Below are 15636 nucleotides of genomic sequence, written 5' to 3'. Positions count from 1 at the left end.
GGGTTCCCTCCTAGTCGCTTGTGGTTGGCCAGAGCTTTCGCGCCGCGACCGCGCCGGCCAGTGCGGTCGCCGCCAAGCCCGCCGCCGGAACGGCCACGCGGGCAACGCGTTTGCGCGGGGTGGGTTCGGGCCGGCTGGGCGCCGACGCGGATCCGAGGTCGGCCGAGCTTTTCGCCATGGCCATGATCTGTCCCAGGTGCAGCGCGTCCGCCGAGCCGGAGTGGCTGATCTGCGTCTGGCAGGAGAACCCGTTGGCCACGACCAGCGCGTCGGGATCCTTCCGGATCGCCGGCAGCAGGGCCTGCTCGCCGCAGTCGAGCGAAAGCTGGTACTTGCCCTGCTCGAATCCCCACGAGCCGGCCAGCCCGCAGCACCCGCCGGAAACCGGTTCCACGTCGATGCCCATCTTCTTCAGGACCTTCTGGTCGGCGTCGACACCGCCGGTGGCCCGCTGGTGGCAGTGACCCCACAGCAGCGCCCGCGCCGCCGATACCTTGGGCACCTCGACGTCGAATTCCGTGAAGAACTGCGCGAAGTGGTAGCTGTTGCGCACCAGGCGGTCCGCGTCGTCGTCGTGCGGCAGCAGCTTCTTGAGCTCGTCCTTGAAGACGGCCAGGCAGCTCGGCTCCATCCCGACGACCGGTGTGCCCGCGCGTATTTCGCTGCGCAGCTGGCCCAGAACGTCGTGCAGGTAGTGCTCGGCGACGTCGAGAAAGCCGTAGTCATACAGCGGGCGACCGCAACAGATGTGCCCGGTGGGCATGATCACCCGCCAGCCGGCCGCCTCGATCGCCTCGACGCAGGCGACGCCGACGTCGGTGTGCAGGCGGTTGTTGAAGGTGTCGGGGAACAGGATCACCCGCGGCCCGGAGGCGTTGACGACCGGGCGCGCGGCAAACCACTGTTGCAGCGTCATCGGCGCGAAGGTCGGCAGCGGCCGGCGCCGGTCAATCCCGCCGAGGGCCTTGGCGATTCGCGAAATCCCGCGCGTCTGGGTCGCGAAATTCGCCAGCTCCGGCACCGCGCTGGCCAGCCGGGCGGCCTGGTCGATGAACCCGAACGCGTAGGCGAATCGCGGCCGCCAGCGGCGTAACGACCGAAAGTGGTGGTAGAGGAACTCCGCCTTGTAGGTGGGGATGTCCACCTCGACCGGGCAGTCGCTGGTGCAGCCCTTGCAGGCCAGGCACAAATCCAGCGCCTCGGCGACCTCGTTCGACTGCCAGCCGTCGGTGATCACCTCGCCGCGCAGCATCTCGAACAGCAGCCGCGCCCGCCCGCGGGTGGAGTGCATCTCCTCCTTGGTCACCTGGTAGCTCGGACACATGGTGTTGTCCGCCTCGGGCACCCGGCACTTGCCGACCCCGACGCAGCGCAGCGCCGCGTGGGAGAAGTCGCCGTGGTCCTCGCTGTAGGCGAACTTCACCTTCGGCCGCGGCGGGTTGTAGTCGGTGCCCAGCTTGAGGTTCTCGTCGAAGCGATACGGATCGATCACCTTGCCGGGGTTCATCTTCCACTCGGGATCCCAGATCAGCTTGAACTTGCGCATGGCTTCCATCACGCGCGGTCCGTACTGCTTGTGCAGCAACTCGGCGCGCTGCTGGCCGTCGCCGTGCTCGCCGGACATCGACCCGCCGTAGGACGCGACCAGATCGCCGGCCTCCTCCATGAAGCTGCGGTAGTTGGCCAGCCCGTCCTTGTGGCGCAGATCGAATCCGACGCGGGAGTGGATGCAGCCCTCCCCGAGGTGGCCGTACATGGCGCCGCGCAGGTTGTGCCTGGCGTACAGCTGCTGCAGGTCGCGCACGTAGTCGCCGACGCGGCGCCACGGGACCGCGGAGTCCTCCCAGCCCGGCCAGTGGTTGCCGCTGTCGACCGGGAACGCGGTCGAGCCCAGCCCGGCCTCGCGGATGGACCACAGCTCGGCGCTGTTGCCGCCGTCCTGCTTGGCACGGGCCAGCACGATGCGGTCGTCCTCGATGCGCTTCTTTCTTTTCAGCCAGCGCACGAATTCCTCGGCGCGCTCCAGGGATTCGCGCGGCTCATCCGAGCCGAACTGGATCATCAGCCAGGCCCCGGTCGACTTCGGTCGCGGCAGCGCGGCCCGGCCCGTGGCGTTGGAGCCGGTCAACTCCTGGTCGTGGACCAGCACGTGGTCGACGGCCTCCAAGCCGATCGGCTTCCACTCCATCATCTCCGGGGCCAGGTCGCCGGCCTCGCCGAGGGAGTCGAACTGCACCACGACCACGGTGCGATGCAACATCGCCGGGGTGAGCATCACCGTCGCGGTCAGCGCCACCGCGCAGGTGCTCTCGGTCCCGACCAGGGCGCGGGCGACGTTGAACCCCCGCTCGGGCAGCAGCTCGTCGAGGTTGTAACCGGACACTCGCCGCGGCACCTCTTCGACGTCGGCGAAACCCTTGCGGATGTCGTCGGCGTACTCGTCGCGCAAATCCCGTAGCGCGGCATAGATTTCGCCCTTGCGCCCGCCCGCGGCGATGATGGTGTCGAGGTCCGTCTCCTCGTTGACGCCGACGGTGAACCGGGCACCGTCGTAGGTCACGATGTCGAGCTCGTGGGTGTTGTCCGAGGTGCGCGGTCCCGGCCCGTAGAAGCGCGACTGGACCGAGTGCACGCCGCAGGAGTTGTTGCCGATGTTGCCGCCCAGGGTGCACCGCGAATGCGACGACGGGTCGGGCCCGAACACCAACCCGTGCTCGCCGGTGGCCTTGTTGAGTTGCTCGTTGATCACCCCCGTTTCCACGGTGGCCATGCGCCGCTGCGGGTCGATGTCGATGATGCCGGTGAGATACTTCGAAAAGTCGATCACCACCGCCACGTTGACGGTTTCCCCGGACAGGCTCGTGCCCCCGCCCCGGCACAGGACCGGGGCGTGGTAGGCGTGGCAGGCCCGCACCGTCTGCACCACGTCCTCGATCGTTTTGGGGATCACCACGCCGATCGGAACCTGCCGGAAGTTCGACGCATCGTTGGCGTACATCGCCAAAGTCGCGGTGTCGAACCGCACTTCGCCGCTGACGTGGCGGCGCAGCTGCTTTTCCAGGCCGGTGACGTTGACCTTGTCGACGGTGGCCATCCCGGCCGTGAAACGTGTGTCGGGACGGGCCGGAACGGTTCGTTCTTCCGGACGAACGTGCAGGCTCATTCGTCGTCGTCCTTGCCAACCGTTTGTTTGACCGCCTCGGCGAACTCGTGCATCTTCTGCTTGGCGCCCTTTTTGGTGACGCTGACCCGGTCGGGATCCTTGACGATTGCCTTGGCCGTCTTCTTGGCCATCGTCATCTTGATGTGCGGCGGCACCGGCGGGATGTCCTTGTCGACGACCACCTCCAGCACCACCGGACCGTTGGCGGCCAACGCCTGGTCCCACGCCTGCCCGATCTTTGCCGGGTCGTCGCAGCGGATGCCGGTCAGCCCGAGCAGCTTGGCGAACTCCGCATAGGGGACGTCCGGAATGTACTGTGAGCCTTCGAACTTCGGTTCTCCGCCCATGGCCCGCTGCTCGAAAGTCACCTGGTTGAGGTCCTGGTTGTTGAACACGCAGAAAATCAGTGGGCCATCGGAGAGCCGATCCTTGTAGCGCTTGACGGTGATCATCTCGGCCATCCCGTTCATCTGGAACACGCCGTCGCCCACCATCGCGATCACCGGCCGGCCCGGATGGGCGAATTTGGCGCTGATCGCGTACGGCGTGCCCGGGCCCATGGTGGCCAGGTTCCCGGCCAGCGAGGCGGCCATCCCTTGGCGCATCCGCAGGTGCCGGGCCCACCAGTTTGCGGCCGAGCCCGCGTCGGTGGTCAGGATCGCGTTGTCGGGCAGGCGCTTGGACAGCTCGTGTGCCACCAGCTCGGGGTTGAGCGGGTCCGCCTTGTCGTGTGCCCGCTTGTCAAGCGTTGCCCACCACTTCTTGACTTCTTTTTCGATCTTTTCCTGCCACGAGCGGTCCTCTTTGCGTTTCAGCAGCGGAATCAGTTCGCGCAGGGAGTCTTTGGAGTCGCCGACGAGGTTGGCCTCCATCGGATATCTGGTGCCGATCATCCGGCCGTCGGCGTTGATCTCCACGCCGCGGCACTGCCCCTCTTCGGGCAGCCACTCCGCGTACGGGAAGGTGGTGCCGATGTAGAACAAGGTGTCGGCCCCCGACATCATGTGCTGGCTTGCCGTGGAACCCAGCAGGCCGATCGGGCCGGTCACAAATGGCAGATCGTCGGGCAGGACCGCGCGCCCCAGCGAGGCCTTGGCCACCCCGGCCCCCAGCAGCTCCGCCACCTGGACCACCTCGTCGGCGGCCTCGGCGGCGCCTTGGCCGATGACGATCGCCACCTTCTTGCCCTCGTTGAGAATATCGGCCGCCTTCTTCAGCTCCGGCTCCCGCGGAATCATCCTGGGCCGGCTCCAGCCCACGCTGGAGAACACCGCGCCGTGCATCCGCGGGGGCGAGGGCACCGCGTCGGCCATCGCCACGTCCTCGGGCAGGATGATCGTGGCGACCGTGCGGTTGGTCAGCGCCACCTTGCAGGCCCTGTCGACGAGGTGACGCGCCTGCACCGGCGCCATGCAGGTCTGCACGAAATCCGAGGAGACGTCCTTGAACAGGGTGTTCGGGTCGATCTCCTGCTGGAACGCCGCGCCCAGCGACATCCGTTTCTGCTGGCCGACGATGGCGACCACCGGCTGGTGATCCAGCTTGGCGTCGTAAAGACCGTTGAGCAGATGAATCGCGCCGCCGCCCGAGGTGGCCATGCAGCAGCCGATCTCACCGGTGAACTTGGCGTGGGCGGTGGCCATGAAAGCGCCCATCTCCTCGTGTCGCGGCTGGATCAGTTCCGGGTCGCCGGCGGCGCGATCCAGCGCGCCCAACATCGACAGGATGCCATCCCCGGGATAGCCGTAGATGCGGTGAATCCCCCACTGCCGCAAGCGGTCCAGGATAAAGTCGGCAGTTTTCGGCATGATGCTCCTTCAATCCGGCCAGCGGCCACGTCGCTATCGATTCACAACTGCCCGGGGCAACGATTGCCGAGGGCCATGATCGGTGACTTACCCGGCGCCAGGTTCGCCAAACAGCCCAAACTCGGGGATTAGCCGGTGCCGGTGCCGACGGGGGGGCCGCTCGCGTCCGCGAGTCGATGCGCCGCTTCGAACAACAGCGCGTGCACGAAGGCCTGGGGCAGGTTGCCGCGCAGCTGCCGCTGCCCGACGTCGAATTCCTCGGCGAACAACCCGGGCGGGCCGCAGGCGGTGCGATTGCGCTCGAACCAGCGCACGGCCGCCAGGTCGTTGCCCTGCTGGTGATCGGCCAGCGCCATCAAAAAGCCGCACAACAAAAAGGCGCCCTCGGCCTCGCCGAGCGGCCGCTCGTCCGGGCGGAACCGGTACACGAACCCGTGCCGGCCGAGGTCGCCCCGCACCGCCTCGAGCGTGGCGACGCTGCGCGGATCGTCGGACGGCACGGCGCCGCGGATCGCCGGCAGCAGCAGCGCGGCGTCGATGCGCGAATCATCTGGTGCGCGTTGCCATCTCCCCGAAGGGTGCAGGCAATCCGAATTCGCGTCGGCCACCAGAACGTCCGCCAGCCCGCCCCACTCGGCGCGCTCCCGCGCCGGCGCCAGCTCCGCGATGCGCCGCAGCCCGGCCGCGCAGATCAGCCGCGATTCGGCCCAGCGCCGGTTGTCGACCTCCCACACCCCGGCGTCCGGTTCGCGCCACCGCTGCCCGATAGCCCGGGCCAGCGTTTGGACGGCGCGCCAATGCGTGCCGTCGAGGCGGTCGCGGCGCCCCGCGGCGGCCAGCAACAGCAGCGCCTCGCCGTACACGTCCAGCTGGAACTGGTCGGTCACCGAGTTGCCGAGCTTGGCGACCGCGCCGGGATAGCCGGGCAGGTCGACCTCGCTCTCCTCCGGCAGTTGCTCGCCGGCGACCGTGTAGGCCGGGCTCAGGTCCGGACCGTCGGCGAGGACCCGCTCGGTGACGAAGCGGACCGTGTCGTCGAGCACCGCGTGGTCGCCGGCGGCCGCGATGGCCTGCCCGGTGTAACACTGGTCGCGGATCCAGCAGTACCGATAGTCGTAGTTGCGGCCCTGCTCGGCCCGCTCCGGCAGCGACATCGTCGCCGCCGCGACCATCCCGCCGCCGCCGCTGGTCAATCCGCGCAGTACGGCGTACGCGGTGCGCACGTCGACGTCGGCCAGGGTGCCGGAGAACTCGGGAACGGCTGCCGCCCAAGCCCGTTCGGTGTCGCGCCACGCGTCGTCGGCCCGCGGCGGCCGCGCGCCGAGTTCGCGGTCGGAGAGCTCCAGGACCAGGTCGTGCTCGGAGCCGGGGGCGACGTCGACGAATCCCTGCAGCGAGCCCTCGTCGCAGCGGTGGGCGTCGCCGGCGCCGACCCAGCGGAATCTCACCGGGCCGGACCGGCCCGTCCACGTCGCGTCGTCGCGGGACAGCTCGCGCATGGTTTCGGCGCCGTAGCCCGCGCGGACGTCGAGCGCGACCCGGACGCGGGCGGGCCCGTCTAGCGCGCGGATGCGGCGCAGCACCACGGCGGTGTGCGGGTCGCCGGGAAAAGCCAGCGCCTCGCGGCATTCGACGACGCCGTCGGTGGTCACCCAGCGCGAGCGCCAGATCAAGGACCGGTGTTCGTAGCGCCCGCCCCAGACGAAGCGCGGTTGGTCGGGGGACACGGCGTACACCCCGGGGCCGCCGAGCAGCGAGTTGAAGACGGCCGGACTGTCCCAGCGCGGCAAACAGATCCAGCAGAAGTCGCCGCGCGGGCCGACCACGATTCCGCGTTCGCCGTCGGCGAGCAGGCTGTACTGGCGAAGCACCTGCGGCGGGAACTGCCGGGCCAGCGGGGCGATGTCGCTCATCCGTATGTCCGGCCCGCTCAGCCCCCGAAGCCGACGCCGGGCGCCCCGACCGTCGTGGCTCCCGAGCCTCCCTCGAGGCGGCTGGCCGCGAAGGCCGCGCCCTTGTCCACCATGCTCGCGTCGTCGGCGTAGGTGCGGTGGGCGGCGAAGTTCATCCCGTCGGAGCAGACCGGGTCCTCGGGGGCGCAGACCTTGATGGTCTTGGCCTCGTATAGGGGCCCGACGACGACCGGCGGTTCGCCGAGGAAGTTCATGGCGCGCACGTTGGGCATCCCGAACAGCACGACGGAGGAAACGTGGTTGGCCACCGAGGGGGCCATCGGTTTGGGCACGGTCGCGGGATCGACCCCGTCCGGCACCGCGGCGGAGGTGACGAAGCCCATCACGGCCGCGCCCTGCGAATAGCCGCCGAGCACCATCTTGGTAGTGGGGCAGTCGCGCGCCATGGACTCGACGTGGAAGCCCGCGTCCTTGATGCCGTCCAGGCCGGTATCCCACTGATCGGTGGCGGGGTAGTTGACGGGATAGACGTCGAACGACCTGTCGCCGACACGCGAGCGCAGGGAGTCGACGAACGCCTGTCCGGTCGGGCCGACACCGGGCGGCTCACCGGTGCCGCGGGCAAAAACGACCTGGACCGCCGGACATGGCTCGGCGAGGGCCGAGGGGATGGCGGGCGCGAGAACGGAACCGCTGAGGCCCGACGCTGCCACTACGGCAGATCGGAGGAGGTAGGTAACACGACGGGTGATCATGTTCGCAGATGCTTCCCGCGTGAATAGGGTCCAAAACAACAAATTTTCTTGCCGCCGTGGCGCGGCACGCGCCGCGAAGCCAATTGGCCTGAGCGGGTGGATCTTTCAGGCCGGCAGGTGTGTCAGTAGCGCCCGAAGGCCATGGCGACGTTGTGGCCGCCGAACCCGAACGAGTTGTTGATCGCGTATTGGTAATCACCCGGGCGTGGTTTGTCGGCGACCACGTCCAAGTCGATCTCCGGGTCGAGGTTTTCCAGGTTGAGGGTCGGCGGGACCACTTGGTCGCGCAGCGCCAGCACGGTCAGGATCGACTCCACCGCGCCCACGGCGCCCACCGAGTGGCCCAGCGCCGCCTTGGGCGCGTACACCGCCGGCCTATTGGCGCCCAGCGCGTTGTTGATGGCCTTGCCCTCGGCCACATCGCCGACCGAGGTTCCGGTGGCGTGCGCGTTGACGTGGTCGATATCGCCCGGGGTCAGGCCGGCGAGCTGGATCGCCCGGCTCATCGCGTGCCCGGCGCGCGCCCCGTTGGGGTCGGGCGCCACCATGTGGTAGCCGTCGGAGGTGACGGCCGCGCCCATCAGGCGGGCCAGGATGGTGGCCCCGCGCGCCTTGGCGTGCTCCTCGGTCTCGATGACCATGAGCGCGCCGGCCTCGCCGAACACGAAGCCGTCGCGGTCCTTGTCGAACGGGCGGCAGGCCCCCTCGGGATCGTCGTTGTTGGTGGACATCACGATGCGCATCTTGGCGAACGCGGCGATGGGCACCGCCTCGATCTTGGTCTCCACGCCCCCGCAGATCGCGACGTCGGCCTCGCCGAGCGCCAGGTATTGCCACGCCCGGGCGATGCCCTCCGACCCCGACGCGCAGGCCGACACCGTGGTGAGCACCCCGGCGCGCGCGTGCCGCTCCAGGGCGATGGCAGCGGCGGCGCCGTTGGGCATGTACTTCTGCACGGCCAACGGCGAGACCGCCTTCGCCCCGCGGGCGCGCATGTCGTCATAGCTGAACACCAGTTCTTCGGCCGCACCCAAACCGGTTCCGAGCGACACCATCAGCCGGTTCGGGTCGGTCTCGGGCGAGCCCGCGTTCTCCCAGACCCGCCGGCCCAGCACGGTCGACATCCTCGACACGTAGCCCGTCCTCTTGTTTTCGACGGGCGTCAGCTGGTTGTCGAAGTCCTCCAGCAGATGCCCACCGATGCGCACGGGCAGGTCGAACTCCTCGACGAAGCCATCCTCGAGCGCCCGGATGCCACTGCGGCCGTCCAGCAACAACTTCCACGTGCCGTCCGCGTCAGGGGCGAGGGCGGTCGACATGGCGATGCCCGTAACCACCACATTCCGAAGCGCCTTTCCCGTGCTCATTTCCGTCATGACTGTCGCGAAACCTTCCCAGAAAGCTAGTGAACGGTACGGGGAGTCTTCCGCGCCGAGGTGCGCGTCAAAAGCTCACGGGCGCAGCGGGTTAAAGTTTTCGTTTTTTGGCTAGTTCTTCGCTCTGGCGAAGCCGCCGACCACGAACGTCTCACCGACGGGTATGTTGGAAACGAGTCAGGCTGGTTTTTTGAAGACTGCAGGCGACATCTATCCTCGGGGATCCGAAATGACTGCGCTCAAGCCGTTCTACGAAGACTCGCAGTCGACCTACGACATCTCCGACGAATTCTTCTCGTTATTCTTAGACCCCTCAATGACTTACACGTGCGCGTACTTCAAGCGTGACGGCATGACACTCGAAGAGGCCCAGCTGGCCAAGTTGGACCTGGCGCTGGACAAGCTGAAACTCGAACCGGGGATGCGGGTGCTCGACATCGGCTGCGGGTGGGGCTCGGCCCTGGTCCGCGCCGTGGAGAAGTACGACGTCGAGGTCATCGGAATCACGCTGAGCCGCAACCACTACGAGCGCAGCAAGGCCAGGCTGGCCGAGATCCCGACGGTGCGCCACGTCGAGGCTCGGCTGCAGGGCTGGGAGGAGTTCGACGAGAAGGTCGACCGGATCGTCACCATCGAGGCATTCGACGCGTTCAAGAAGTCCCGCTACCCCGCGTTCTTCGAGCGTGCGTACGACATCCTTCCCGCGGATGGCCGGATGTTGTTGCACAGCATTTTCACCCATCCGCAGAGCTACATGCACGAGCACGGCATCAAGTTGACCATGGGTGATTTGCGCTTCTTCCGCTTCCTGCGCACCGAGATATTCCCGGGCGGGGAGATGCCCGGCGAGGACGACATCCTGGAATACTCGCGGGCGGGCGGCTTTTCACTCGAAGAGGTCGAATTGCTGCAGCCGCACTACATACGCACGCTGGACACTTGGGCGGCCAACCTGCGGGCCAACCGCGAACGCGCCATCGCGATCCAGTCCGAAGAGGTCTACGACCGCTACCTGCGCTACCTGACCGGCTGCGCGCACCTGTTCCGCGAAGGCATCTCCAACGTGGGGCAATTCACGCTGGTCAAATAGGCGCCAACGCCTCCGTCGTCAGTCGGTCGGTCTCGGCGATCTCGTCGTGCCCGGCGCCGTCGGAAAAGCCCTCCCGTCCGTACTCGCCGGCGCGGCCCGCCAGCGTGGTGTAGGTCTCCTGGACGACGTCGCCGGCGTCGTCGGTGACGACGCTCTTGATCACGATGATGTCGGTGCCGTGCGCCTCGCGGACCGAATCGACATACACGTCGCAGTACAGGCGGTCACCGGCCTTGATCGGCCTGAAGTAATGCAGTGTTTGGTCCACCTGGACGATTCGCGCCTCCTGGATGGCGATGTTCGCCTGGTCGAAGAACGCCGACTGCGCTTTGTAGCCGAACACCGAGGTGAACGTCAGCGACGCCGGCAGGCCGTCGTAGCCGAGTTCGGCGGCGGCCGCCTCCGAGGAGAAGGCCGGGTGGTCGTCCTGGACGGCCGTGGCGTACTCGCGGATCTTTTCCCGCTCCACCTCGTAGTGATCCGGATACCGGTAATGCATGCCGACCATGCGGGAAGACAGCGACACGATCCGGCACTACCCGGGAGGGATCTGCGGTAATCGCGTCCCCGGCGGGGGTTTCGCTTTCCGGACAAGTTCGTCGGCGCGGAACCCGTTGGGCCAGTGGCCCGTCCGGCGCTTAGCCCGCGCGCCGGCGGGTAGTCACCCGCAATGGCATTGCGTGCAAGCGATCCGATCGCGATCGAATCCGTGGAGGCTTCGGCCTACTCCATCCCGACCGACGCACCGGAGTCGGACGGCACGCTGGAGTGGGACTCGACGACCTTCGTCCTGGTGAGCGTGCGGGCCGGCGGCCACCTCGGGGTCGGCTACACCTACGGCGGGACGGCCGTCGTCACCGTCGTGCAGTCCAAGCTGGCCGACCTGCTCAAGGGCGCCGACGCGCTGCAACCGCCGGCGCGCTGGGCCCAAATGCAGCGCGCGGTCCGCAACCTGGGCAAGCCCGGGTTGGCCGCCGAGGCGATTTCGGCGGTCGACATCGCGCTGTGGGACCTGCGGGCCCGGCTGATGGACGAGCCGTTGGTCATCGCGCTGGGGGCCATCCACGACGCCACCCCGATCTACGGCAGCGGCGGGTTCACCTCGTACGACAACGACACCCTGCGCGCGCAGCTGTGCGGCTGGGTCGAGGCCGGCATTCCCCGGGTCAAGATGAAGGTGGGCCGCGACCCCGACGCCGACACCGGCCGGGTCGCGGCCGCCCGCTCGGCGATCGGGGACACCGCGTTGTTCGTCGACGCCAACGGCGCCTACACCCGCAAGCAGGCCCTGCTGTGGGCGCAGCGCTTCGCCGAGTACGACGTGGGCTGGTTCGAGGAGCCGGTGACTTCCGACGACCTCGACGGGTTGCACCAGCTGTGCGAGCAGGGCCCGCCCGGAATGGACATCGCCGCAGGCGAATACGGGTATCACCTGCCCTACTTCCACCGCATGCTCGCCGCGGGCGCGGTGGACTGCCTGCAGGTCGACGTCACCCGGGCGCTGGGCATCACCGGCGCTTTGAAGGTCGCCGCGCTGTGCGACGCCCGCGGCATGGACGTCTCGCTGCACTGCGCGCCGCAGATCAGCGGCCAGGTCGGCACCGCGATCTGGCACCTGCGCCACCTGGAGTACTTCCACGACCACGTGCGGATCGAAGGGCTGGCGTTCGACGGCACCCTCGATCCCGAGCCGGGCGGCGTGCTACGACCGGACCGGTCGGCGCCCGGGCACGGGCTGACCGTCAAGCACGCGGATCTCGAGCAGTACCGGGTCGCGTGAGCCCACTCAGCCGGCGCGCGAACGGCGCGACGCGCTCGATGAACCGGTCGAAGAACGCCGCCGGATCCACGTCAACGCCGATCAGCGCGTTGGCTTTTCGGCCATCCGGCTCGACGGCCGCCGTCACCCCGCGGGTCGGGGTGTCGGCGAGCTCGATGGCCACCGTCGCGCGCCGGGTCGCCACCAGCCGCGGGTCCAGCGCCACCGCCGCGGCCAACGGGTCGTGCATGAACGCGACGTAGCCGTGCCCGCGTTCGGCGTGGGACTCGAAGTAGAACCGCATCGCGTCCTCGATCACCGGGATCAGCGGGGACGGGCCCGACTCTGCCGCGAGCCGGGCCAGGATGGCCGGTGTCATGGCGACGCGGCGGGTGAGGTCCAGGCCGCAGACGATCGGAAGTTGTTGCCGCCCAGCCCAGCCGGCGAAGACCTCGCTCGCCGCCTCGGGATCCACCCGGATGTTCCACTCGGCCATCGGGTTGGTGTCGTCACCGAACGCGCCGCCCATGATCACCAGCCGGCGCAGCAGGGTCGGCAGCGCGGGTTCGGCGCGCAGCGCGAGCGCCAGGTTGGTCAGCGGTCCGGTGACGATGCCGACGAGCTCCCCGGGGTGATCGTGCGCCGCGGCCACCCACGCCGCGGTGGCGTCGTGGCCGGCGAGAGCGCGGTCGGTGCGGGGGAGCTCGGCATAGCCCAAACCCTTGGGGCCGTGGAACTTCGAGTGATGCGGCCACCGCCCGCTTAGCGGCTCGTCGGCGCCTTTGGACACGGGTATGGCTGGGGCCCGGCACAATTCGAGCAGTCCCAGGTTGTTGGCGCAGACCTGTTCGACGTGAATGTTGCCGCCGGTCGAGGCGATGCCGACGACGTCGGCGTCGGAACTGGCCAGCAGGTAGATCAACGCCATCGCGTCGTCGATCCCGGTGTCGACGTCGACGAAAACGGCGCTCACGGAGGCCTTACCAGTGCACGCCGGGCACCAGTCGCACCAGGCGCTTGACCGGCCGGGGGGTGCGGATGCCTCCGGTGACGGCGCGGACCGGGCGCTTGGGCCGGCGTTTCGGCGGCCGGGCCGCCACCGGTTCCGGCGGCGGAAGCCCGCGCGCCGCGGCGGAGTCGGGGTAGCCCAGGTACAGCTGGTGCAGGATGCGCCGCGACGTGCGCGGCGCGAAGTAGTTGCCGACCTCGGCGAGCGTGCCCAGTGGGGTGTCGATGCGCGCCGGCTTCTCGACGAGGCCGCGCACCACCATCGCGGCCGCGCGCTCGGGGCTGATCGCGGGCACCGGGTTGAGCCGGTGCGACGGCGCGATCATGGGCGTGCGGACCAGTGGCATATGGACATTGGTGAACGTGATGTGGTCGGACAGCGTCTCCGACCCGACGACGTCGGCGAACGCGTCGAGCGCGGCCTTGGTGGGCAGGTACGAGCTGTACTTGGGGTTGCGGGCCTGCACGCCGGCGCTGGAGACGTTGACCACGTGCCCGAACCGGCGTTCGCGCCAGTGGGGCAGCAGCGCCAGCACCATCCGCACCGCGCCGAAGTAATTGACCGCCATCACCCGTTCGTAGTCGTGCAGCCGGTCGGTGGAGTTGACCACCGAGCGGCGGATCGACCGGCCCGCGTTGTTCACCAGGTAGTCGACGTGGCCGAAGCGGCCCACGATGTCCTTGACGGTGTGGTCCACCGACGTGGAGTCGGTCACGTCGCACGTGAACGCGTGCGCGTCACCGCCGTTGGCGCGGATCTCGGCGACCAGCGCATCGAGCGCGTCGGCGTTGCGGGCCAGCGCGAACACCGTCGCGCCTTTTTCCGCGACCGCGATCGCCGAGGCCCGCCCGATCCCGCTGGACGCGCCGGTGATGATGACGTGGCGGCCCCGCAGTGGGCCCTTCGGGTCGTCGCGGCGCGCGCGATCGGGGTCGAGGTGCTCCGCCCAGTACCGCCACAGCCGGGGCGCGTAGGTCGCGAACTCGGGGACTTCGATACCCGTGCCCCGCAACGCTTTTCGTGTCTCGTCGCTGACGAACTGGGGCGCCAGGTCGACGACGTCGAAAATCTCGGCGGGAATCCCCAGCTGGGTCGCCCCCATGTTGCGCAGCACCCTGGCGCGCCCGCGCGCCTTGAGCACCGGCACGGCCGCCGAGCGGGGCAGCGAGCCGCGCAGCGGCGGCAGCCCGGCCGCCTTGGCGACGCCGCGGTAAATGCCGCGCAGCCCAATGGTTTTGGGCGCGGTGAGGTGAAACGTTCGCCCGTCTGCTCCGTCGGCGTGCATGAGGGCGACGAGCGCGTCGGCGACGTAGTCGACCGGGACGATGTTGGTGCGCCCGGTGTCGGGCAGCAGCATCGGGGTGAGCCTGGGCAACACCGCCAGCTTGGCCAGCACGCCGAAGAAGTAGTACGGCCCGTCGACCTTGTCCATCTCCCCGGTGACCGAATCGCCCACCACCACCGCGGGGCGGTAGACGCGGTAGCGCAGCCCCGGCGTCGACCGCACCAGCGACTCGGCCTCGAACTTCGTCCGGTGATAGGGCGTCGGCAGCTGCTGTCCGACGTCGAAGTCGTCCTCGGTGTACTCGCCGGGGAAGTCGCCGGCCACGGCGATCGACGACACGTGGTGCAACGTGGCGTCGAGCCGCCGCGCCAGGTCGATGACGGATCGGGTCCCCTCGACGTTGACGGCGCGTTGCTCGGCGTCCCCGGCGGTGAGGTCGTAGATCGCCGCGCAGTGCACGAGGTGATCGACGCCGCCCAGCTCGGCGAGGGTCTGGCCGGTCAGGTCGAGCTCGGGCAGCTCGCCGACCAGGGGTTTCGCCCGCTCGCCCCACTGCGCGGCGAGGCGTTCGAAGCGGCCCAGCGACGCGCGGTGCACCAGCACCCACACCTGCGCGTCGGGGCGGGATTCCAACAGACGGGACACGACGCGGCGACCAATAAACCCGGTACCGCCGGTAACGACATACCGCATGCAAGCCATCGTGGCGGCTGGCGGCCGCGCGCGTCAACCGTGGGATCAGCCGCTGAAGTCGCGGATGCCGTCCCAGTCCTCCAGCGTCCAGCCCGTCAGGGGGTTGCCGCTGATCACCACGCGGCCGGCGTTGGGCAGGGGATGGCTGGTCCGCAGGCTGTCCTTGGCGTTCTTCACGTTCATCAGCGTCCAGTACTCGATGGCGAACTTGTGCGAGAACACCACCGGCTTGCCGTGGTTGCCGTCGTAGACCTTCTGGATCGCCGCGGTGAACCGGTCGTTGAACTCCTTGCCGCTGACCGAGCCGGGGATGCTGTTTTGGACGTCGCCGTTGAGCCAGTCCGCCGGGGCCAGCAGGTAGGTCGACTGGTTCATCGAGGAGGGCTTGCCCTCAAACCAGCCGGCGTCGATCTCCTGGATGCCCTGCAGCGTTTCCACCTGCTTGTGCAGTTCGGAGGCCAACGGCTCGGCGGTCTGCTGGGCTCGCGTCATGGTGGAGGCGTAGACGGCGTCGTATTTGTTGTGGGCGAGCTGGTGCGCGATCTGCTCCGCCTGGGCCTTGCCCTCCGGGGTCAGTCCCGGGCCCGGCACCGTGGTGTCGGTGATCCCGTTGGCGTTGGCCTCCGACTCGGCGTGCCGGATGAACGTCAACGTGATGCTGCGCTGCTGCGGCGTTCCGCCACAGGCGCCGACGATCAGCGCCGCGGCCATCACGGCTAGTGCCTTGGCGACCATGCTCCCCTTGCCCATGGCGATAGCCTGCCCTGCCGATAGTGCCGGTGGGA

Annotated in this window: 11 protein-coding genes; 2 read left to right on the top strand and 9 right to left on the bottom strand. The window is 68.7% G+C overall.

What is annotated here, in order from left to right; genetic code table 11:
• Positions 1-10: 10 nt before the first annotated feature.
• The 5 genes from AC5Y4Z_RS21835 to kasB all read right to left on the bottom strand — a co-directional run bounded on the left by AC5Y4Z_RS21835 (position 11) and on the right by kasB (position 9015).
• On the bottom strand, positions 11-3094 hold the full coding sequence (locus AC5Y4Z_RS21835) for an FAD-binding and (Fe-S)-binding domain-containing protein (protein ID WP_499966936.1): 3084 nt from the start codon (positions 3092-3094) through the stop codon (positions 11-13).
• A gap of 65 nt (positions 3095-3159) precedes the next feature.
• A complete protein-coding gene (locus AC5Y4Z_RS21830) occupies positions 3160-4971 on the bottom strand; it encodes a thiamine pyrophosphate-requiring protein (RefSeq protein WP_499966935.1) in 1812 nt (603 codons plus the stop codon).
• A 128-nt stretch (positions 4972-5099) separates the two neighbouring features.
• Positions 5100-6884, bottom strand: coding sequence for a glycoside hydrolase family 15 protein (locus AC5Y4Z_RS21825; RefSeq protein ID WP_499966933.1), 1785 nt, complete (start codon positions 6882-6884; stop codon positions 5100-5102).
• A 17-nt stretch (positions 6885-6901) separates the two neighbouring features.
• On the bottom strand, positions 6902-7639 hold the full coding sequence (locus tag AC5Y4Z_RS21820) for a cutinase family protein (RefSeq protein WP_499966931.1): 738 nt from the start codon (positions 7637-7639) through the stop codon (positions 6902-6904).
• 122 nt (positions 7640-7761) lie between these two features.
• Positions 7762-9015: a 3-oxoacyl-ACP synthase KasB gene (gene kasB / locus AC5Y4Z_RS21815; protein ID WP_499966929.1), complete on the bottom strand. Its 1254-nt coding sequence runs from the start codon at positions 9013-9015 to the stop codon at positions 7762-7764.
• A 229-nt stretch (positions 9016-9244) separates the two neighbouring features.
• Between kasB and AC5Y4Z_RS21810 the strand changes: the two genes are divergently transcribed.
• Positions 9245-10105, top strand: coding sequence for a cyclopropane mycolic acid synthase family methyltransferase (locus AC5Y4Z_RS21810; RefSeq protein WP_499966927.1), 861 nt, complete (start codon positions 9245-9247; stop codon positions 10103-10105).
• Here the strand turns inward: AC5Y4Z_RS21810 and hadA are convergent.
• Complete coding sequence (gene hadA / locus AC5Y4Z_RS21805; RefSeq protein ID WP_499966926.1) at positions 10098-10631, bottom strand: (3R)-hydroxyacyl-ACP dehydratase subunit HadA; 534 nt, start codon at positions 10629-10631, stop codon at positions 10098-10100. The genes AC5Y4Z_RS21810 and hadA overlap by 8 nt on opposite strands.
• A 144-nt stretch (positions 10632-10775) precedes the next feature.
• Here hadA and AC5Y4Z_RS21800 point away from each other — a divergent pair, with 144 nt between their 5' ends.
• Complete coding sequence (locus AC5Y4Z_RS21800) at positions 10776-11885, top strand: enolase C-terminal domain-like protein (RefSeq protein ID WP_499966924.1); 1110 nt, start codon at positions 10776-10778, stop codon at positions 11883-11885.
• Here the strand turns inward: AC5Y4Z_RS21800 and AC5Y4Z_RS21795 are convergent.
• Genes AC5Y4Z_RS21795 through AC5Y4Z_RS21785 form a run of 3 tightly spaced genes read right to left on the bottom strand, consistent with a single transcriptional unit; the run spans position 11848 to position 15601 of the window.
• Positions 11848-12837, bottom strand: a complete 990-nt coding sequence (locus AC5Y4Z_RS21795; protein WP_499966923.1) for a nucleoside hydrolase — start codon at positions 12835-12837, stop codon at positions 11848-11850. The genes AC5Y4Z_RS21800 and AC5Y4Z_RS21795 overlap by 38 nt on opposite strands.
• Positions 12838-12844: 7 nt before the next feature.
• On the bottom strand, positions 12845-14851 hold the full coding sequence (locus AC5Y4Z_RS21790; protein WP_499966921.1) for an SDR family oxidoreductase: 2007 nt from the start codon (positions 14849-14851) through the stop codon (positions 12845-12847).
• 45 nt (positions 14852-14896) lie between these two features.
• Positions 14897-15601: a histidine phosphatase family protein gene (locus AC5Y4Z_RS21785; RefSeq protein WP_499966919.1), complete on the bottom strand. Its 705-nt coding sequence runs from the start codon at positions 15599-15601 to the stop codon at positions 14897-14899.
• Positions 15602-15636 lie beyond the last annotated feature (35 nt).

Source organism: Mycobacterium sp. NGS63, from assembly GCF_059812295.1.
The sequence above is the reverse complement of the archived record's forward strand: the minus strand, read 5'-3'. Positions and strand labels throughout refer to the sequence as shown.